The sequence below is a fragment of the Myroides sp. TSA_177.3 genome (assembly GCF_052691955.1).
Genome location: NZ_JBQZGD010000015.1, coordinates 1 through 19,486, shown reverse-complemented (window position 1 = coordinate 19,486; position 19,486 = coordinate 1). Strand labels below are relative to the sequence as shown.

29 protein-coding genes are annotated in these 19,486 nt (G+C 33.1%); 27 read left to right on the top strand and 2 right to left on the bottom strand.

Going from position 1 to position 19,486, the window contains the following annotated elements; translation table 11 throughout:
• Positions 1-408 precede the first annotated feature (408 nt).
• The 23 genes from ACUTSE_RS13300 (at position 409) to ACUTSE_RS13190 (ending at position 14,548) form a co-directional block, all read left to right on the top strand.
• A complete protein-coding gene (locus ACUTSE_RS13300) occupies positions 409-1,236 on the top strand; it encodes an AraC family transcriptional regulator (protein ID WP_445640579.1) in 828 nt (275 codons plus the stop codon).
• A 107-nt stretch (positions 1,237-1,343) separates the two neighbouring features.
• The gene (locus tag ACUTSE_RS13295) at positions 1,344-2,402 is read left to right on the top strand and encodes an NAD(P)-dependent alcohol dehydrogenase (protein WP_002991959.1); all 1,059 of its coding nucleotides are present in this window, start codon (positions 1,344-1,346) and stop codon (positions 2,400-2,402) included.
• Between the two features lie 162 nt (positions 2,403-2,564).
• Positions 2,565-2,864, top strand: a complete 300-nt coding sequence (locus ACUTSE_RS13290; RefSeq protein WP_002991961.1) for an ArsR/SmtB family transcription factor — start codon at positions 2,565-2,567, stop codon at positions 2,862-2,864.
• Positions 2,865-2,949: 85 nt separating this feature from the next.
• Positions 2,950-3,924, top strand: coding sequence for an LLM class oxidoreductase (locus ACUTSE_RS13285; protein ID WP_445640578.1), 975 nt, complete (start codon positions 2,950-2,952; stop codon positions 3,922-3,924).
• A 278-nt stretch (positions 3,925-4,202) separates the two neighbouring features.
• Positions 4,203-4,523, top strand: coding sequence for a hypothetical protein (locus ACUTSE_RS13280; RefSeq protein ID WP_445640577.1), 321 nt, complete (start codon positions 4,203-4,205; stop codon positions 4,521-4,523).
• Positions 4,524-4,621: 98 nt separating this feature from the next.
• Entirely contained in the window at positions 4,622-5,044 is a 423-nt protein-coding gene (locus tag ACUTSE_RS13275; RefSeq protein WP_445640576.1) for a hypothetical protein, read from the top strand.
• Positions 5,045-5,304: 260 nt separating this feature from the next.
• On the top strand, positions 5,305-5,532 hold the full coding sequence (locus ACUTSE_RS13270) for a hypothetical protein (protein WP_445640575.1): 228 nt from the start codon (positions 5,305-5,307) through the stop codon (positions 5,530-5,532).
• A 235-nt stretch (positions 5,533-5,767) separates the two neighbouring features.
• Positions 5,768-6,061 carry a hypothetical protein gene (locus ACUTSE_RS13265; RefSeq protein WP_445640574.1) on the top strand — a complete coding sequence of 98 codons (294 nt, stop codon included), beginning with the start codon at positions 5,768-5,770 and terminating at the stop codon, positions 6,059-6,061.
• Positions 6,062-6,183: 122 nt separating this feature from the next.
• Positions 6,184-6,528, top strand: a complete 345-nt coding sequence (locus ACUTSE_RS13260) for a ribonuclease E inhibitor RraB (protein WP_445640573.1) — start codon at positions 6,184-6,186, stop codon at positions 6,526-6,528.
• Positions 6,529-6,534: 6 nt separating this feature from the next.
• Entirely contained in the window at positions 6,535-6,711 is a 177-nt protein-coding gene (locus ACUTSE_RS13255) for a hypothetical protein (protein ID WP_445640572.1), read from the top strand.
• Positions 6,712-6,719: 8 nt separating this feature from the next.
• Positions 6,720-6,917 carry a hypothetical protein gene (locus ACUTSE_RS13250; RefSeq protein WP_445640571.1) on the top strand — a complete coding sequence of 66 codons (198 nt, stop codon included), beginning with the start codon at positions 6,720-6,722 and terminating at the stop codon, positions 6,915-6,917.
• 3 nt (positions 6,918-6,920) lie between these two features.
• The gene (locus tag ACUTSE_RS13245) at positions 6,921-7,097 is read left to right on the top strand and encodes a hypothetical protein (RefSeq protein ID WP_445640570.1); all 177 of its coding nucleotides are present in this window, start codon (positions 6,921-6,923) and stop codon (positions 7,095-7,097) included.
• On the top strand, positions 7,094-7,468 hold the full coding sequence (locus ACUTSE_RS13240) for a hypothetical protein (RefSeq protein ID WP_445640569.1): 375 nt from the start codon (positions 7,094-7,096) through the stop codon (positions 7,466-7,468). Before ACUTSE_RS13245 ends, ACUTSE_RS13240 begins: the two co-directional genes overlap by 4 nt.
• Positions 7,469-7,488: 20 nt before the next feature.
• On the top strand, positions 7,489-7,875 hold the full coding sequence (locus ACUTSE_RS13235) for a hypothetical protein (protein WP_445640568.1): 387 nt from the start codon (positions 7,489-7,491) through the stop codon (positions 7,873-7,875).
• 883 nt (positions 7,876-8,758) lie between these two features.
• On the top strand, positions 8,759-9,223 hold the full coding sequence (locus ACUTSE_RS13230; protein WP_445640567.1) for a hypothetical protein: 465 nt from the start codon (positions 8,759-8,761) through the stop codon (positions 9,221-9,223).
• Positions 9,224-9,569: 346 nt separating this feature from the next.
• The gene (locus ACUTSE_RS13225; RefSeq protein ID WP_445640566.1) at positions 9,570-10,034 is read left to right on the top strand and encodes a hypothetical protein; all 465 of its coding nucleotides are present in this window, start codon (positions 9,570-9,572) and stop codon (positions 10,032-10,034) included.
• 815 nt (positions 10,035-10,849) lie between these two features.
• Positions 10,850-11,371: a hypothetical protein gene (locus tag ACUTSE_RS13220; protein ID WP_445640565.1), complete on the top strand. Its 522-nt coding sequence runs from the start codon at positions 10,850-10,852 to the stop codon at positions 11,369-11,371.
• Positions 11,372-11,535: 164 nt separating this feature from the next.
• On the top strand, positions 11,536-12,045 hold the full coding sequence (locus tag ACUTSE_RS13215; protein WP_445640564.1) for a hypothetical protein: 510 nt from the start codon (positions 11,536-11,538) through the stop codon (positions 12,043-12,045).
• 11 nt (positions 12,046-12,056) lie between these two features.
• Positions 12,057-12,377 (top strand): immunity 53 family protein, encoded by a 321-nt coding sequence (locus tag ACUTSE_RS13210; protein WP_445640563.1) that lies wholly within the window; start codon positions 12,057-12,059, stop codon positions 12,375-12,377.
• A 154-nt stretch (positions 12,378-12,531) separates the two neighbouring features.
• Positions 12,532-13,020, top strand: a complete 489-nt coding sequence (locus ACUTSE_RS13205) for a hypothetical protein (RefSeq protein WP_445640562.1) — start codon at positions 12,532-12,534, stop codon at positions 13,018-13,020.
• Between the two features lie 234 nt (positions 13,021-13,254).
• Positions 13,255-13,575, top strand: a complete 321-nt coding sequence (locus ACUTSE_RS13200) for an immunity 53 family protein (protein WP_445640561.1) — start codon at positions 13,255-13,257, stop codon at positions 13,573-13,575.
• Positions 13,576-13,713: 138 nt separating this feature from the next.
• The gene (locus ACUTSE_RS13195; RefSeq protein ID WP_445640560.1) at positions 13,714-14,067 is read left to right on the top strand and encodes a hypothetical protein; all 354 of its coding nucleotides are present in this window, start codon (positions 13,714-13,716) and stop codon (positions 14,065-14,067) included.
• A 55-nt stretch (positions 14,068-14,122) separates the two neighbouring features.
• Positions 14,123-14,548 carry a hypothetical protein gene (locus ACUTSE_RS13190; protein ID WP_445640559.1) on the top strand — a complete coding sequence of 142 codons (426 nt, stop codon included), beginning with the start codon at positions 14,123-14,125 and terminating at the stop codon, positions 14,546-14,548.
• On the opposite strand, the gene ACUTSE_RS13185 is transcribed toward ACUTSE_RS13190, so the two are convergent.
• Positions 14,531-15,022 (bottom strand): GNAT family N-acetyltransferase, encoded by a 492-nt coding sequence (locus ACUTSE_RS13185; protein WP_445640558.1) that lies wholly within the window; start codon positions 15,020-15,022, stop codon positions 14,531-14,533. The two genes, ACUTSE_RS13190 and ACUTSE_RS13185, sit on opposite strands and share 18 nt — an antisense overlap.
• A 70-nt stretch (positions 15,023-15,092) precedes the next feature.
• Positions 15,093-15,662, bottom strand: a complete 570-nt coding sequence (locus ACUTSE_RS13180; protein WP_445640557.1) for a TetR/AcrR family transcriptional regulator — start codon at positions 15,660-15,662, stop codon at positions 15,093-15,095.
• A 273-nt stretch (positions 15,663-15,935) separates the two neighbouring features.
• On the opposite strand from ACUTSE_RS13180, the gene ACUTSE_RS13175 reads away from it, so the two are divergent.
• From ACUTSE_RS13175 to ACUTSE_RS13160, 4 genes are all read left to right on the top strand, one after another.
• Positions 15,936-17,651 (top strand): 3-ketosteroid-delta-1-dehydrogenase, encoded by a 1,716-nt coding sequence (locus ACUTSE_RS13175; RefSeq protein ID WP_445640556.1) that lies wholly within the window; start codon positions 15,936-15,938, stop codon positions 17,649-17,651.
• A 484-nt stretch (positions 17,652-18,135) separates the two neighbouring features.
• On the top strand, positions 18,136-18,300 hold the full coding sequence (locus ACUTSE_RS13170; protein ID WP_445640555.1) for a lmo0937 family membrane protein: 165 nt from the start codon (positions 18,136-18,138) through the stop codon (positions 18,298-18,300).
• 101 nt (positions 18,301-18,401) lie between these two features.
• Positions 18,402-18,542, top strand: a complete 141-nt coding sequence (locus tag ACUTSE_RS13165) for a hypothetical protein (protein ID WP_002991970.1) — start codon at positions 18,402-18,404, stop codon at positions 18,540-18,542.
• 62 nt (positions 18,543-18,604) lie between these two features.
• Entirely contained in the window at positions 18,605-18,799 is a 195-nt protein-coding gene (locus tag ACUTSE_RS13160; RefSeq protein ID WP_002991971.1) for a CsbD family protein, read from the top strand.
• Positions 18,800-19,486 lie beyond the last annotated feature (687 nt).

The window sequence follows — 19,486 nt, the reverse complement described above, 5'->3', positions numbered from 1 at the left end:
TAAGGATTAGGGCGTGCAATATATTACAAAATGAATGAATTGTTCAAAAAATGGAAAATGAAAATGACGAAACTACTTCTAATTTTGTTGAACTGAATGTAGCCGAATAATTCGTTCAATATATTCGTTTTCATTTGAGATGAAATAAGAAACAAATCATTGTCAATAAAAACACTTTTCAAGTTTTACCTGGGGACTAATTTATAAGTCAAGTCGAAAAAGAGTATGTGTATCATACTCTTTTTTTTAGGAGCAGGGGGTGGATGTAAAGTCGTTTTAAAACGTTCTTTTACTTATTTTGGAATTTTATGTCCTAAAATGAACGTTTGAGAAAATAAAAATGAACCTTAGAGTAAGATAAACCCTCTTCCTTTTCGTATATTTAGCATACTAAAAAAAGGATGAATTATGCCGCAGAATACCCTAAAAACATTAAACTATGAAGGAATCTTTCTTTCCTGTTATACAGATTTTAGCGAGAAATGCTTTCATGCAACGCCAGAACATGTTTTGGTTTATGTGTATTCAGGAGAACAGATTATTGAAGATAGAAACAAGAGAACGCGAGTAAAAGCGGGTCAATGTGTATTCATTCGACGCAATCATCAGTTGGTGATGCATAAAAATAGTGCTGGAAATGAACATTATAAAGGGATTTCGTTAACCTTTAATCGCCATGTTTTACGCGAGTTTTACAGTAAATTAGACAAAACACAATTGCCTAAAAAGGTATCAGTTTCAGATAAAAATGTCTTTGCTATTGAACAACGCCCAGATATTACCAGTTTATTTGAGTCGCTCACGCCTTATTTTGATCAAAATATACAACCCAGTAAGGAAGTTATTCACCTTAAGTTATTGGAGGGAATATACGCGCTACTCAATAATGCGACGGTATTTTATCCGCTGCTTTTTGATTTCACAGAACCGTGGAAAATAGATATTCTCGATTTCTTACATGAACATTATAAGGATGATCTGACGATTGAACAAATGGCGACTTATACCGGACGTAGTTTGGCGACTTTTAAAAGGGATTTTAAAAAGGTCAGTACGCTCACCCCACAGAAATGGATCATTAAAAAGCGTTTAGAAACAGCTTATATCAAGCTCAAAGAAGAGCAGGCTAAAGTGCAGGATGTCTATTGGGAAGTTGGGTTTAAAAATCCGTCCCATTTTTCTACTGCTTTTAAAAAACAATATGGAATTCCACCTTCTGAAATTGGTGTGAATTGAGCCGTAGAGCAATGAACTTTGAGCTGTAGAGCAACGGAAATATAGCATCTAATGGGTACTTTTACCTCAGCATAAAACCAATAAAATCGAAATAAAAAAAAGTGAAAATGGAAACAAAAAATGTAAAAGCATACGGAACGGAAGCTCCAGATGCGGCTTTAAAACAGATGGAGATTAATCGTAGAGCTGTGACAGAAAAAGACGTGGCGATCGATATTTTATACTGTGGTGTATGTCATTCTGATTTGCATACCGCTCGCAATGAGTGGGGCGGAACCCAATACCCTAATGTACCTGGACATGAAATCGTTGGACGTGTAACCCAAGTAGGAACAGGAGTAACTAAGTTTAAAGTAGGAGATTTAGTGGGTGTAGGTTGTATGGTTGATAGCTGCCGTACATGTGAGAGCTGTAAAGAGGGATTGGAACAATATTGTGAAAATGGAAACATTGGAACCTATAACAGTCCTGATGTTCACTTGAACCAACAAACTTTTGGAGGTTATTCTGAAGCTGTAGTGGTGGATGAAGACTTTGTATTACGCGTGCCTGAAAATTTAGATTTAGCCGCAGCAGCTCCTTTACTTTGTGCTGGAATTACTACTTTTTCACCGTTGCGTCATGCTAATGTAGGGCCAGGGCAACGTGTAGGAATTGTTGGTATTGGTGGTTTAGGTCATATGGCGGTAAAAATTGCCAAAGCGATGGGTGCTGAAGTTGTTGTTATTACAACGTCTCTTTCTAAAGTAGAGGATGCAAAACGTCTAGGTGCGGATGATGTTATTTTATCTACGGATAAAGAGCAAATGAAAGCCAATGCTCATACGTTGCACTTTATCTTGGATTGTGTTTCGGCTCAGCACGATATCAATGCGTATATTAATTTATTAAAACGCGATGGAAGATTGACGTTGGTAGGTGCACCAGAGCATCCACTTCCAGTATCTGCATTCAGCTTGATTCTCAATCGCATTAGTTTCTCGGGATCTTTGATTGGGGGAATTGCACAAACGCAAGAGATGTTAGATTTTTGTGGTAAACACAACATCACTTCAGACATCGAAATGATTCAGATGCAAGACATCAACCAAGCGTATGAACGCTTGCTAAAAGGAGATGTGAAATATCGATTTGTAATTGATATGGCTTCTTTAAAAAATAAGTAAAACGGAAAGACCTCCATATAAGGAGGTCTTTTTTTATTTATATTATTGGTATTCAGTGTGTAATGAGTGTTTGTGTTCTTGTTGAAAACAAAATAAACATTTTATCTATACTATGTTGGGATTTTTTACTTTCTTTGCATCGTAAATTCTCGATATATAGAAATGACCGAACTCTTTAAAGCTTTATCGAATGAACATCGCGTTCAAATACTGAAGTGGCTTAAATCGCCTCATGATTTTTTTGAATTGGAAGACATTGAACCTGAAGTTCATGAATTTGGGGTGTGTATGAGTGTCATTCAAAAAAAGGTAGGACTGTCTCAATCTACAACATCAGCCTACTTGACTTCGCTTGTTACTATTGGATTGCTGGTATCTGTCCGCAATGGTCAATGGACGTATTACAAACGCAATGAAGAGAAGATAGCCGAATTGGCGCATTATATTCAACATACGTTGTAAAGCATTGGCTCGATAATGTCAGCTAAGCGCGCTATTGTTATATTCTATTATATCTATAATTCTCGATATCTAAATATCTATTAATATGAATACTTCTTTTACTACACATTCGGTTTTTAATCGCGTGTTTCGCCCAGGAAAACTGACCTTGGGTATTTTCTTACCGTTACGGGTTTATGAATCTTATACGGAGCCCTTACATCAACACTTAAAGTACATCCAACAAATTGACCGCAGTGGGTTTGGCGCGCTGTGGGTGAGGGATATTCCCGTCTATGATCCGAATTTCAGAGACGTAGGGCAGGTGTATGATCCTTTGACATACTTGGCGTATCTCGCAGGACAAACGGAGCAGGTTGCTTTAGGTACAGCGAGTATTGTTTTGCCTTTACAGCATCCTATTGCTTTGGCTAAAGCAACCGCTTCGATTGATCAATTGGCCAATGGTCGATTGCTTTTGGGGGTAGGGTCTGGCGATCGTTATGCTGAGTTTCCTGCTTTTGGGAAGTCTTTTGAGCGCAGAGGGGAATTGTTTCGCGAGGTTTTCCAAGATCTACAGACCTTACATCGCATCGATACACCTAAAATGAATTCGAGTTTAACGCAAATGCAGGATTTAAATGTGGTGCCTAAACCTATACACCATGGGGTTCCGATGTTAGTCACAGGGGCGAGTCAACAATCTTTAGATTGGATTGCTACTCACGCTGATGGTTGGATCACATACCCCGGACCTACAACAACAAAGGAGGATACATTGGGATTAAAACAAAAAATAGCGGCATTTAGAAATCTAATCCCTCAGGGGGAATTCAAACCGCATATGACCAATGAATGGATTGAATTGGATGAAGATCCGCATTTTCCACGAACGCCACTTAGGGGAGGATTTGTCCTGAAAACGGGGCGTTATGGTTTACTGGATTTACTTCATCAGTGGGAGGAAATTGGGGTGAATCACGCTGCTTTAGGAATACAGTTTGGTAAACGTGATATCGGTGAAACACTGGCGGAATTGGCTCAAGAGGTATTGCCTTATTTTAAAGGGGACAAGGGATGATTTGGTGGTGATTCACTTTTGTAAAACAGAAATACGCTTTAAAGTGAAGTGTATTTCTGTTTTTTTGTTTTGAGCGTAAAATAGTGCTAGTAAATACATCTTTTATGAAAAGTAATGAATCAGGAACTAAAAAAGAAACATAATTTCAAGGAGATTATTGGAATTGCTTGGGTGTAGATTAATTCATTATCTTTAGTTGGGTTTATACCTTTAATCATTCCATGATGATTTCTATTGAAAGATCAAAAAGGATAGTATATTTAATACAGTAGATTAATATGTCAAAAACAATATCAGTGCCTATAGATCAACAAGCAGCCTATGATTTAGATTATAATATTGCTAAAAAAGAACAGCTTGTTGAAATGGAATTAACCGATTCAGAATTTAATACTTTATGGAACGAGGGCATTTTTTCTATGATTGATAAAATTGCATCTTGTACGATTGATGAATTTGAAGATGAGCATATAACAGATTTTGCTGTTATAAACGAAATCTTAAATGAATTGAAAAAGAGTAAGGCTGATTTAAGAGATTTGATCAAAATGTTTGAACTAGCCATAGCATATAAAACGAGTATACATTTTTACTTTTAAATCAAAATGAGATAATAGGTCATGAAGTACATGCTGTTATAGATTTTTTGCAAATAAAATTAGCCATTCTAAATAAAAATAATTAAAAATTGGTTTAAATGAGACTTTTAAAAAGAGTTGGAATTATCGTGTTATTGTTGTCATTATCTTCTTGTGCAGAAGGCGATTGTGAAATAGATAAGAAACACGCTTTGGCGGTAGAATGCTTACAAATTCTAGAAAAAAAGCCGTCAACAAGTGCGTATAATATGAATTCAGAAGGAATCCACTTAGTGACAGGAAGAAAGTGCAATTGCAAAGATGAAACGCGATGGATAAATAACTATAAAGGATTATTAGAGATTGGGGATACTATCATAAAAAGAAAGGGAGAATTGACGTTTTCTTTTCATAAGCAAGATACTATTATTGAAGTAAATTGGAGATGTGGAGAGCCTGATGACTATAAAATAATGATTAAAGGAGAGGTAAAAGATAATTTAACGATGGCTCAATTGAGGCAGTTAAAAAAGAAAGATTAATACTTTTTTACAACGGGTAAGTTTCATATCTCTATTTATAAAACAAACCTTACAGTGTAAAAATAGTAGGGTTTTATTTTTATCTACTACACGCTTTGAAGGCTTTAGTACCTCCGATTTAAGTATTAATAAAGGGATATTGCTAAAGATTTAGGACAATAGTATAATGCCAATGAAGTAATTATTCAAGGAGGGAAACGAACAACAGGTAAATATAAAGGAATTGTTCTTTCACCTATAACAATTAAGGTAAAATAAATATGATAAGAATAATATTAAATGGTTGGCGAGAAGGACTAGAGAAAATTTCTTTAACAAAACTTCAAATGGATATTCTTGGAAAATCTTTAAGTGAATCTAAAAATAATGTTGATATTCTTTTGGATGATAAGAAAGTAATTATTGAAGTTGATTGTTTAGATTTAGCGACGAAATTTTTAAAAGAAGCTGATAAAATAGGGGTAAACTGTGAATTTCTTATTATTTAAAAGTTCTAGGACAGATATAACTTTTCACTTTTGTAATAGAATAAACCCGTTAGTCAAATTAGAATTGGTGGAAATGATGGTGAAGATTATTGGAGTTTACAAGAGTTTTATATCAAAGACTGAAATACCTCACTACCAAAAGTCTTCTGGCTTTAAGCAAAAAATAAAGAGATAAAGCCCTGCAATTTGCAGGGCTTTTATATGTAAAAAACGCCAAGCTATATAGCTTGAGTTAGTGGCTAAAGGAGTTGCAGAAGTTGCTTTAGGAACTATTATAGGTGCAAATACTGTTAATAATATACAGAGCGATAGTTCTGAGTCCGTTTATGGTAAATCGAAATCAAGGACAAAGGAAAAACATGGTTATGAGATTAAGAATGATACTAAGAATGTGAGGCATAAAGTTGGTGTTAGTAGTGGAAAATTAAATGCAAATGGTACTTCAAGAAGAGCAAATAGTCAAGTGAATAAGCTAAATAAACAAGGAGTAGATAAATTTAGTGCAGAAGTTAAAGTTAAAGGCGTATAAGATAGAGGTAAAATCTTAAATTGGGAACAAACAGAAGTAGATATCCATTTTGTTCAAACACAAACTATACCTGTAGGTCAAGCATAACCAAAACCAAATATTAGGGAATAAAAAATATGAGTATGATAAGTAAAGAAACAATTATTGATTTTTTTAAAGATTTAAAAGAAGGAAGCGATTTTAATATAGACGAAAAACTATTATGGAGTTATTTTTTTTTGGATGAAAACGAGAAAAAATTACAAGAATTCGGGGTTAAACTTGAACAACTTGGATATGAATTTGATTGTATATTTAAAGCTGAAAAAATCAATCAGGAAGATGATATAGAGTATTATCTTCAAGTTTCCAAAATTGAACATCATACAATTGATTCATTAAATAACTTAAATAGGTTATTTTATAAATTAGTAGAAGAAAACAATATTAACTATTATGATGGTTTTGACGTAGGTAATATAGAATAACTGACAATGAAATATATTCTTCTAATCGGATCATTGAAGAAACGAATTACTATCCATTTGGATTGGCACATCAAGGGTCCGATTATGTTTACTGATCCAACAGGAATGATAGGGGAAGAAGTAATTATAAAGGTGAAAAGAAGCAAGAAGCTTTTGCATGATTACAAGCATCAACAAAGTTAAACTTAACTATGGATGCGTATGGTAAAGTTGGAACAGAAGATACTAAAGCTAAATCGAAATCGGATAAAAAATTACTTGAAGCAATTCATTCAACAACTGTTCAAGTTAATGTAAATGCTACTGATAGTCATTATAATTCATCAGGTCGATGGATTGTAGTAAGTTCATGTGAAGGAAGTGAGGTAGATGAATCAGGGATAGTATAAACAATGCAGATAGTTAATCCAAGTCAAAAAGCACATAATGATGCAATGAGTCTTGATAAAAAATTTAAGAAACCTAATGTAATTTTAGCCCCCAAAGGATTGTATATAAGTAAAAAACCGTATATAGAAGGCTCAAAGAAGAAAAATCCTGAAATTTTAATTAATAATTTAAAAAGATGAAAATAAAAATATTTTATTTATTTATTATATGTTTTTCAGTAAGTTACTGTTTTTCGAATGAAAAAATAAAACTTATGAGAGTCATTAATATACAAGACTTTAAAGAAGCGTATCTGATTAGTTGTCTTTTTGAAAAAAGAGATACGATTTTGGTCGTATCAGAAAAATATGATAATGTTGGGGATTGTCATGTAGAAATAGAAAAGGATAAATGTTATGAAATTAGTTTGATTAATCGACCAACTATTAATATAAATAGTTTTGTGGTAAGGGTCAAAAATACTGTATTTTGGAAAAAAGGAGATAGAATTGATAGAATTCCATATTTTGCAAAAAATATTAAAGGGATTTGTATTGAAAATAATATTTAATAAACCAACCCCATTAAAATATGAGTAAAATACTATTATTTGGAGATTCAAACGAAGATATTCTATCAATAAATTTAGGAGATATTTTGTGTTTTATCAATACCGCTAAAGAGCTTAATTGGAAAATTGTCTGGATTGAAGGAGTATCAGTTAAAGGATTCGATATGTTAGCTTTTGAAGCTGAAGTAAAAAAAGGTTTGAAAGTGAGTTATGATGAATTAATAGATTTAAATAAGAAAATAGTCCAAATTTATGATTTAGTATTGGTAGGTGATAAAGAAAATATTGAAGATAAAAAGGAAGAAAATTGTGATTATATTATCGAATTAATTGATTCTTCATTTTGGGAAATCACTTCTAAAAATGAAGAATTTATTGAAAAATTGAGACAAAATTTTCATAACTGATATAAAGGCCCCCCTTTGTTTTATATGATGTTTTTACCTGAACATAAAATAGGTAGCTATTATACTGAATCAGGCTATGAAGCAGCACTTGCCAAACTAAAAAAGTTGATAAAATCAGATATGGGAAATATAAATGATTTTGTAAAACGTTGGCACGAGTTGCATAAACCAAATGTAACTGACTGGGAAGGAAATATAGTAAGCAAAGCCACTCGTTGAGTGAATGGCTTTGTTTATTTTTAAAATCTCTTATTGGGCTTGATTTGAGAATAAAAATTGGTTTGATTAAAAAGAATAAATAGGATGGTTTATTATTTAAAGGATGGTGTTTTTTATTGTGAGGATAAGGAGGTTTTTAGGTTAGTAAGGAATGATTATTTTATATATTCTACGTTAAGAATACTTGATTCAAATAAGGAAGTTTTAGTTAAATGTAGATTACATCCTTGGTGTAGTTTTAAGTTTATGAAAATAGTACAACAAAATTTGAAACATTGGATATCCTTTCAAAAGAATAAGAGGCTTTATTATTTAATAACAACTATTGATGATGAAAAGTATTACATAACCGTTAAGACTAGTAATAATTTATTTTCATTAAAGTTGAAAGGTGATTTTATTGTTAATAATGAAGAAAGAGGTACTGTGTTTGGAAAAATGGATGATTTTTTTTGCTTTGAGATACTATTATATTGAAGATGTTGCTTAGTATTTTATAATAAATAAAAATGGGTTTTAATCCAAGTATCTCATATGAATTTAGTAAAAAATATGGATATTGCAACAAAGTATAGGGGGACGTTTTTTATAAATTGCCTTCAGAGAGGGCTTTAGCAAAAAAAGAGAAGCAAGAACATTTAAACATTTTAATAATTGACTAGTTATGAAAAAAAATAGCATTTTGACTATATTCCTAATCATACTCATGACAATTACTGAAATGAGAGGACAAACAATGAGTGATTTATATACCTATATAATTAATGATTGTTATGAAGCATCAGTAAAAGAAGGGTTTATCTCAAAACAAGAGATATTATACTTTACCTGTGGTTTTTGTGATTGTAATAATACATGTTTTGATTATGAAATAGAGCTAATCAATGATAAAATACAATTTAACTTACCTGTAGTTAATAAAAATCACCCTAAATCTATTTTTTATCGTTTATCTAGCCCAGAGATAGATGGGCAATTTTTAGTGTTTGATGTCGGTATTTATGATATGGTCTTTTATGATGATAGTAACAAAGAGTTTATTTATAATGCAACTATTAAATATGTTTTTAAATATAATAGTAAAATATCCAAATTTGTTTTTGAATCAAAGAAGGAATCTGGTTTATAGAGAGAGGTATTTTCAGTAGTATACTTCAATTCCTTTTATTTTAGCAACTATGCGTTATTGATTGGAGGGATTATTTTTTTGATAATAAAATTAAAGAGTTACTTTTAAAAGTATAAGGCAATACCCTACAAAGTATGTATTCATCAAATCGTAAAGCGTTTGTTCTTATATTTTCTTCTAGTTTTAATCAAGAAATTTGAAGAATAGAGACGGATTGGGAATACTCCAGGACATAAGCCCCCTAATGATTACAATAAAAAGAGTGGAATGTTTTATAATTCTACAGGAAGAGAAATTATGAAAATAGATTCTAGGGCAATTAATAATATACTTTCTAATTATAGTAATGGAGTACTTAAGAGATAAGGTGATGCTAAGTTTAGCATTTATAGTTTTACTTGGAACAACATGTTTGTCCCAAAATAATTATAGTAGTAATATTATCTTATTGGTGGATGATACGATTGTTACTCAAAATATAGATTTTGATTTCTATAAAAAAGATGAACTTTTTTATACTCATTCATATATGTTGGGAAACCCTTTAATTGTTTCAAAAGATTTGCTTAAAGGAGATGATGTTGTTTTAAAATTTAATTATTGGCAGGGAGTTGATAAATATGAATATACTATTGATTTTAGTGTAGGTTGGATTGATAATACGTCCTATACAATTATTAAAATTTATAATCTAGATAAAGAAATGTATAGAGCGATTTTTTGTAAAGAAAAAGGAAAGTATGTGATAGAAATTAAAAACTCTGTTTATGATATGCAAGTTGTAAAATGTAAGGAATTGAAGTGTAATTAATGGATGATTTTTATATTTAATTTGTTTTAAAAAATCGATTGAATTTTTCTTTTAGCTATAAAATCATCAATAAGAGAGAAGATACAATTGCAATCCGTTTCTTCAAACTTTTGTTGTTGGGCTTTGTGTTTTATGCCTGCCAATCTTCTTCCGAATCACAGTTTAATAAAGAGTAGGCAATGTGTTTCAAACACTGTTGATGATAAAAATGACCTTATAAGCAATAGGTATGAAAAATATACTAGCATATTCAGTAGTCTCAGTCCTTTGCTGGGGTTATTATTTTTATGAACGAAGAAGAGAATCCAAAAAGAAAAGAGAGAAATCTTTGAAACTTTTGTTTTTTGGTTATGATCTTAAGATTCTAATTTTTGCAATTGGAACTTCTATTTTGGTGTTGATAATGATAATAGATTATTTCAGAAATGAAATCTAGTTTTTAATTTAAACAGACATCTTCTTCCAACTTTCTCAATCAAATTGTTGGCGAGATCATTGAAGAAACGAATTACTATCCATTTGGATTGGCACATCAAGGGAGTCATATTATGTTTTTTTGAGTCAAGCAGCTTGAGCTTTTTATTTAAGAATGATGTAAGTGGATTTTTAATAAGAAGCGCTATACTATCTTTTCTCTTAGCAACTATTTGTATGATGATATTTTCTTCTAGATTGTTGTTTTTTATTAAAAAAAGGCTCTAATTAGGAATTACTGGTACAAGTAGGCTTTTAATGGATAGAAGAGTAATTTTAGCAGTTTGGACCTTTGTAGGTTAATAGATGTATTTAGGGATGTCTAATTTTAGATCGTTTTTATGAAGAGAATAGTTCAGTTTTTAACAATATTGCTTGGTTTCTTAGTTATTATTTTTATGCTTAATTTTTTGTATTCTTTGTCTATGGTGGGAAGTTACCCCTATGCAGAACAGTACATTTTAAATCTTTCGGAAGATAAAGTAATCAATGAAGTACAGAAATTGAAACAAAAGGAACTTTCATTACAAGTACCGCTAGATAACTCCTCATTTGGAGGATTAAGTGATCAGAAAAAAGGAACGATGTATTACGCATATTTTTCATTAAAAGATAGAAAAACAGTGTTGTTGTGTTACATAAAAAGGATTGATGAGTATACTACAACTTTAGCATTGATAGCTGTAGGAGAAGGACCTCGATTTTTAAATAAAAGGACAATTAATGCACGAAGTTATTTTTTGTTAAGAGATTTAAGTAGAAGTGAAAATAAACAATTTAAGCAAGAGTTAGAAGAGCAAGTTTTAGATAAATTGAATGTTAGATGGGAGAAAAAGAAATGGTGGTATAGTATTATGCCCTAGTCTTATCTGCTACAGTTATTGAATCTGTTTTTAGGGGTAAATATGACGATAAATGAAAAGATCACGAGATTAATAGAGATGCTGTGTAGAGAGTTAGAAGTCGCCTTTTTATGCAAGAATTAATTGCTTTTTTTTACTATTTTAGATTAGAAGTGTAAATTGAAATGATGAGAATAAAAAATATACTAATAGTAGGGTTAATTTCTTTTGTTTTTGGAAGCTGTGTATCCAATAAAAATAAAACGAAAGATTGGTCCATTGAGTTTAGTATTGAAAAAAAATATACAGTAGATTCATACTATGTTAATTCTAGGGGAGAAGGAATAAGAATGATCAGGGATGTAGATTGTAATGTACAATTGGAAAAGTATGATTATGACAAGGAGGAAACATTAAAAATACATAAGGCTATTTTATCATTACAGAAGAAAAATATTGATTGGGATTGCTCAAATGATAATAATAAGGATGGAATTAATTCGAAAATTTTATTACGAGAAGAGCAAATAGAAAAAACAATAGAGTTACCTTATTGCGTTATTGAGCAATGTAATGATGATTTTATGAATATAGTTTTACTGTTTGAAAGTATCGTAAAGGATAAAAAGGTAGCGGTAATATTAGAAAGCCATATTGTGCTTCCTCCGCCTTTGCCTAGGGGTAATAATAAATAATTATATCAAATATGATACAGTGGTTACAAGACTGGTATAGTTCACATTGTGATGGAGAATGGGAACATGAAAATGTTATAAAAATACAATCCCTTGATAATCCCGGTTGGCTTTTAGAAATTGAGGTTTTTAATTTGTCATCTAAAGTGGCAGTAAAAAAATGGAATCTATTTGAATTGTCCGAAGAAAATTGGATAGGATATGCTGTTGAAAATAATAAATTTACAACATCAGGAGATCCAACTAAATTAGAAGCTTTGATTCATATTTTTAAAATGCTAGTGGAGAAAGGACAAGTTGAGGATGCATATATCTATGAGCATTTTTTATAGGAACTGCTCCTTAAAACGACATAAGTTAATTGGCTATTTTTCAATCAAATAAGCTGTTATTTTTTATCTCAGGAGTGTTGTTTTGATTTTAGAAAAAAAGAGCTGATAAAACAAAAAAAGCATGACTTATAGACCGTCAAGTAAATAAAAGGTGATGAAAAAAATATTATTTATTCTATTTGTTTTAATACAAAGTAATACATTATCGGCTCAGAATTGGAGTATTGATCTTAGTTATGAAGTTAGAGATACAATATTTACTTATTATATTGATTCCGACCCGACCATGTTATTGTATAAGGATATAAATAGAACTAGAGATACAAGAGAGTTTAATAAAATCAGAATCACGAAAGAAAGAGCGAAAGAGATTTTTACTGTCATTCAACACATAAAAAATGAAATAAATGAAGAGAATGATGAGGCAGGTTTCCGAGATTATGTCGAAGTTTTTGTTACTTTAAGGGAAAATGATAGGATAACGGAATTTTCCTTTTTTGACCATCAAGTTCTAGAATTAGTAACTAGGTTGATTGAATTGCTAGAAGCATGTAAAGAGAAGAAACCTATATTCGTTAATTTTATTCACAGTGATGGACCACCCCCTCCAGCGAATATAAATAGCATAGTCGCACCTAAATAGAAATACAAAATCCACGAATCAAATTACTTCGATTCGGTTGTAAGGGCTTTGCAATGCTTATTTGCTAGTTCAGATTAAGAAGTAGGCCCCAACTGTATCTGCTAAATAACTAATGATTTTATACTAAGTTCTATTACTAGCAAATGTTATGAGGATATCTTATATTCGAAAAAAACCTTGGAGCGTCAGTTGAACTGGGGCTAAATAAACTTTTTTCTAAATAATTATAAAAATATGATACAATGGTTACAGAACTGGTATAGTTCAAATTGTGATGGAGATTGGGAGCATGATTATGGAATAACAATTGAAACTATTGATAACCCAGGGTGGAATATCAAAATTGATGTAGTAGCTGTAGATGTTACTCTAGCAAATAAAGAATGGAAGTTATTTGAATTATCCGAAAAAAACTGGTTAGGGTATAAAATAGAACATCATGTTTTTTATGCTTCTGGAGATGCTCATAAATTAGAAAGTTTGATTATGATCTTTAAAATTCTAGTGGAGAAAGGACAAGTTGAGGATGCATATATCTACGAGCATTTTTTATAGGAACTGCTCCTTAAAACGACATAAGTTAATTGGCTATTTTTCAATCAAATAAGCTGTTGTTTTTTATCTCAGGAGTGTTGTTTGATTTTAGAAAAAAAGAGTTGATAAATAGGACATATACACCATAAAAATAAAGTCATGAGAAATTATATACTAGTCATCGTAATGGTTTTTCTTTGCTCCTGCCATAGAGATATACAAGACCTGACCATAGAAGGAATAGTATATGAGGCCGAAAATAAAAAACCAATCCCTGGGGCTGATGTTACTGTTGTTTGTTGGAAGTATGATAATAGTCCTGATGAAAGTTATTCCGCAAGTGAGACTAGAGTTGTACAAACCGATACTAAGGGATTGTACAGCGTTTCTTTCGATAAAGGAGCTTTCGTAGAGGTTTATGTAGTTTTGAATGAGCATCTGAAAGGAAATGAATCTGTTGAAGTATATGATAAACGAGAAACGGTTGATGTAATCATAAAAAAGAAGAATTAATAGATAAAAATAAAGGGTAGAGTAAGGATAAGCTCAACGAAAACTTGGTTTTTAAATGAGTAAGAATAATATGACAAAAAATAAAAAAGAAGAAGGAAGTATTTGGTTTATGGTTGTTTTTTTAGTTGGAATAGCTCTACTTCTCTATTTTAACGTGTATAAAAAAGACATAGTGTTTTATTTGAATAAAGGTTATTCTGGAATGATAACTAAGGAATTATCTGGAGTTATAAAAGAGAAAAAAATTGATAATTCAGACCATAATAACTCAATTTTAATTTTCACTAATCAGACTGAAATAAAAGGTATTAATGGTTATTTCTGGGGGAAGTTACAAGTAGGAGATTCTATTAGTAAAGTAAAAGGAGATTCGGTAATACAAGTGTTTCGTAATGGAGAGAAAATAGTCTTGGAAATTGCTCCTTTTTATGAAAGAGCAATTGAAAATGAAAAGAATAAAAAATCAAACTCCTTTTTCTAAAATCAATTTTTCTGTAGGTAATCCATCTTCAATACCAATAAAATAGCTTTTAAATCCAAACTTTTCAAGCAGTTTTCGTGATGCTATATTCGCTGGATCGATGATTCCAATGATAGAAGTAGTTGGATTGGTGCGTGCTGCAAGGGCTAAAAGCTCGGAGCAAATTTGGGTTCCATACCCTTTGCCCCAGTACGACTCCTTAAGGATATAACCAATTTCCAATTGTGTGCGATCGCGTTTGTTCCACTCCATTTTACCATCCCCCAAATACGCGCCAGTGGCATCGTATATTTTAAAGTAACCCAACATCGGACTTTGTGCATTTACTTCAAGAATAGAAGCAAATTTTTCTTGTGCTTGTTTTTCAGTCAGCCCTTGACCAGATACATATTGCATTACGCGGTCCTCTTTTACTAAAGAATAAAAGATAGCAAAATCATTTGGGGTGTAGGGAATAAGTTGAATCGGCTCCATAAGTTGAATTGAAAGTTGCACCAAAGATAGGAATTTCTTCTTTTGTGAGTGTTAGATTCTTTTAGGGGAGCTAGTATTGCAATCCTTGTACAAGTAAACTCAAGGCACGTTGCGCTTGTTGCTTATCTTGCGTCGCTGTAAACGCAGCAATCGCACCTCCCATCATCATCAATACGAGAATTAAATCTTCTTCTAGTGTAAAATCAGGACGCAATTGATTAGCCGCTTTCGCTTGTGTAACCGAATCGCTGAAAATGGAAAATAAGAATTGAGAAGCTTCTCGGTTTTGTTCTTCTTTCATGTGTGGAAGCAAAAGACTATAATCCATTTGTAGCTCTACTACGGCATGAAGTAATTTAAAAAAAGCTTGGTCTTCATCTTTCAGCTGTTGGGCATAACTCGCCAGTTGATCTAAATTATGTTGGAATACCGCTGCAATGAGAGCTTGTTTATCAGGGAAATTGCGATAACAAGTCATTCTCGATACTTGGGCCGCTTTGGCAATATCCGTTAAAGATACTTCAGGCCCCTGTGTTTTAAAAAGTTCTAGCGCAGTTTGTATCAACGTTTGTTTGTTTTGTTGGGCATCTTTTCTTGCTGTTGGCTGCTCTTTCATCTGTTGGCTTTGATTCGTTTTCATCTTTCAAAGATAAGTATTTAAGTGTTACATTGTGTAACATATAAATAAAATGTTGTATCTTAGGGTTTTAGTTGAAGGTTTGATAAGGGAGAGTACTCATATACTACAGATATAAAACAGTAACTCGTCTTTCTGCTCCATGCACAGCCTATTTTGATTGTTCATCTTCCTTTGTTCAACTAGTTGAGGGTAATAAATAGGTAAAGCATAGAAAGCAATTCGGTTTGTCTTGTAGATTGAAAAGGATTATCTCTAATATTTAACTCTAAACAGATGAAAAATACAAAAGCAACAACAGGCAAATTAATAGAACAGCAAACGATAGACTTACTCGTTGTTGGATCAGGAACAGGTTTAGCGGCTGCACTAGCTGCACATGAAAATGAACTATCAACCCTTGTCATTGAAAAAACGCCTTATGTGGGAGGATCAACTGCGTTATCCGGTGGGGCGTTTTGGATTCCAGGTAACCAAGTATTGCAGGTAGATGGATCAAAGGATGATATAAAAGCGGGACAACAATATTTAGAGGCATTGCTTACTAAACAATATCCCAAAGAGCGATGGGAGGCCTTTCTCAATAAAGGAAATGCCACGATAGCTATGCTGTATCGACAAACTGCCTTACATTTTTTCTGGGCAAAGGGCTATTCCGATTATCATCCTGAAGTAGCAGGAGGATCGGCTAGTGGGCGTACTTGTGAATCCAGGCCGTTTGATTTAAATCGACTAGGCAAAGAGAAAGAACGCTTTCGCTTAGGTAAAATGGAAGCGCCTCTGCCTATGCCAGTAACAGGCTATGATTACAAATGGATTAACCTGATGCTGAAAAAACCATGGAAAGCTTTTCCGATTATTTTAAAACGGTTAGTTCAAGGAGTTGGAGGATTGCTTTTAGGAAAGAAATACGTTGCTGGTGGTCAGGCTATTGCTGCAGGGATGTTTGATGGGGTATTGCGAGCGGGAATTCCAGTATATACAAATACAGCACTTACAGCCATTCATGTAGATGAGGGTAAAGTGACAGGTGTTACGGTAGTGCAGCAAGGAAAAGAGGTAGAGATTAAAACGCGCTATGGGGTTGTTTTAGCAGCTGGTGGATTTGATCATAATATGTTGATGCGTCAACAGTATCAATCGCCTACTTTGGGAAATAACTTGAGTTTTGGGGCGGAAGGAAATACGGGTGATGCGATTGTCCTAGCAAAAGAGATGGGAGCTTCACTGGGCAATATGAAAGAATCGTGGTGGTTTCCAGCAGTTGCTCCAGTTACAGCGGAAGAAGGCCCTCAAGTACTTTTGGCAGAGCGTTCACTTCCTGGTAGTTTTATGATTAATGCAGCAGGAGAACGATTTATTAATGAATCCGTTGATTATATGTCTTTCGGACAAAAGGTACTACAACTGGAACAAGAAAAACACCCAGTTGGTGAAATGTGGTTAATTTTTGATCAAAAGTACCGCAACCAATATCTATTGGCAGGTTCTGTTTTTCCGATGATGCCTATTCCAAAGGCTTGGTATGACGCAAAAATTGCTTTTTCAGCACCTAATGCTCATGAACTAGCGAAAAAAATAAAGGTTGCACCAAGTGTATTTGATCAAACTTTTCAACGATTTAATACACTAGCCAATAGTGGGGTAGATGCAGATTTTAAACGAGGTGAAAGTAAGTATGACCAATATTATGGGGATCCAACAGTAAAGCCGAATCCTTGTTTGCGCCCGCTCAAAGGAAAATTATATGCGGTAAAAATTGTCTTGTCTGATTTGGGTACGTGTGGTGGAGTATTGACGAATGAACATGCAGAAGTACTTGTAGAGAATCACGAGAAAATCGAAGGACTCTATGCTATTGGAAATACGGCAGCTAATGTTTTTGGCCCAGTATATCCTGGTGCTGGAGCAACAATTGGACAGGGATTGGTGTTCGGTTATATTGCCGCTAAACACGCTGCAAACCAAAAGAAAATAAACGAAGTTTCTTAAGGAATTCTTCTTAGCGTTTGGGTATAAACAACATCCCAATACGAAATACATCTTATTTTTGTTTTATATTACACTTAACGGGGATATTGTATACATTTAGTGTATGATATCCCCGTTTTTTTCTACATTATTTGTTTTTTTGTGATTTAATGCCTTTAATCTTTAGATTATTTACAAGGGGGAGCGAACGAAGGGGCTCACTTGCTTTACGTTAACTTTTAGCTTTATTTTTTTAGTTATTTTTTGTAAATAATCTCGATATAGTACGCTTTTTGTATTTATTTAAGTAAGAAAGCGATTTCTTTTTTAAGAAAAACAAAACGTACAGTATCGCGATACACTGTTCTATTTTAAACAGAAAATAAATACGAAATAACGAGTATATTCAACTAGAACGAAATTTTTTCTTACCAAAGAAAAAGAAGTTATCACTAGAAAATAGGATGACTAAATAGATAGAGTAAAAATAATAAAATCAAAAAAAATGAGAGATATTTTTTGGATCATTGTTATTCTTCTACTGCTAGGATGGGGAGTTGGTTATTTTGCCTTTGGGCAAGTAATTGGAGAACTGATACATATTTTGTTGTTAGTAGCCTTAATCATGGTAGTTGTACGCCTTGTTCAAGGAACGAAAAGGAACGTATAATAGACCAACTCATCCCAACGAATAGCATAAAACAAAAGGAAAAATAAATTGTAAAATGTTGCTTGATCAATTTTTATAAATCAATTTAAAAAAGAGAACCTATGAAAAAAGATGAAATTTACAAGTATGGAAAAATCCTTTGTTGTGCGGCTGCAGGCCTAGCTGTATTAGCCGTAGTTTTAAAGAAAACAGTATTTAGCCAAGGGGCATGTTTAGATGAATGTGCAACCGATGAAGACTAAATGTTTAAGTGGACAATACAGTTCACCGTATAAATTAAATAATAACCATAAAAACGATACCTATGAATAAGTTAGAATTAGAAGGAAAATGGAAAAGAGTAAAAGGAGCCGTTAAACAAAAATACGGCGAATGGTTTGATAACGATAAAGTTTTCGCTGAAGGAAAATTTGATGAAATAGTAGGAAAGATGCAAGAGAAAAGCGGAAAAACTCGAGAAGAAATTGAAGATGTAATTCGAAATTGGAAGGAGGAATAATATAATTCTGTTTTAGTTCAATATACTAAACTTACGGAAAGAGAAGTACTAAACAGGTATTTCTGCGATAGGCTTCTCTTTTTTTACTAAAACAGTATAGGTGGTTGATAATCAAGAATAATCCTTCTCAATCGGGTTAAGGTTTGATTGTTAGGCCCCATATAAAACGTAAGTCTGTGAAAAAGAAGAAAAACCCTGTATGTTCGTCATATGGGGTTTTTGTTTTTTGTGAGGGGGTGAGAGGGTGAGGGGGTGAGAGGGTGAGGTGGTGAGGTGGTGAGATTGGTGTGATGTAAAATCCCGTAGTGGCAAATGGCAATTTGCCAAATAACTGGATAATTCCCGATGAGATGATAAGGTGGTGAGAGGTGCAGCGTAACGAGTATTGTATTCACCCCCAGTAACCACTCAGTATGTCCCCCTGAGGAACGAAGGGTCGCATCCTGCGCTGACGCAATGCTGGATGGGTACTGTGCGGAGCTGCGGTGCAGCGTAACGAGTATTGTATTCACCCCCAGTAACCACTCAGTATGTCCCCCTGAGGAACGAAGGGTCGCATCCTGCGCTGACGCAATACTGGATGGGTACTGTGCGGAGCTGCGGTGCAGCGTAACGAGTATTGTATTCACCCCCAGTAACCACTCAGTATGTCCTTTAGATTTGCTAACTGAGAATATGATAATTTTA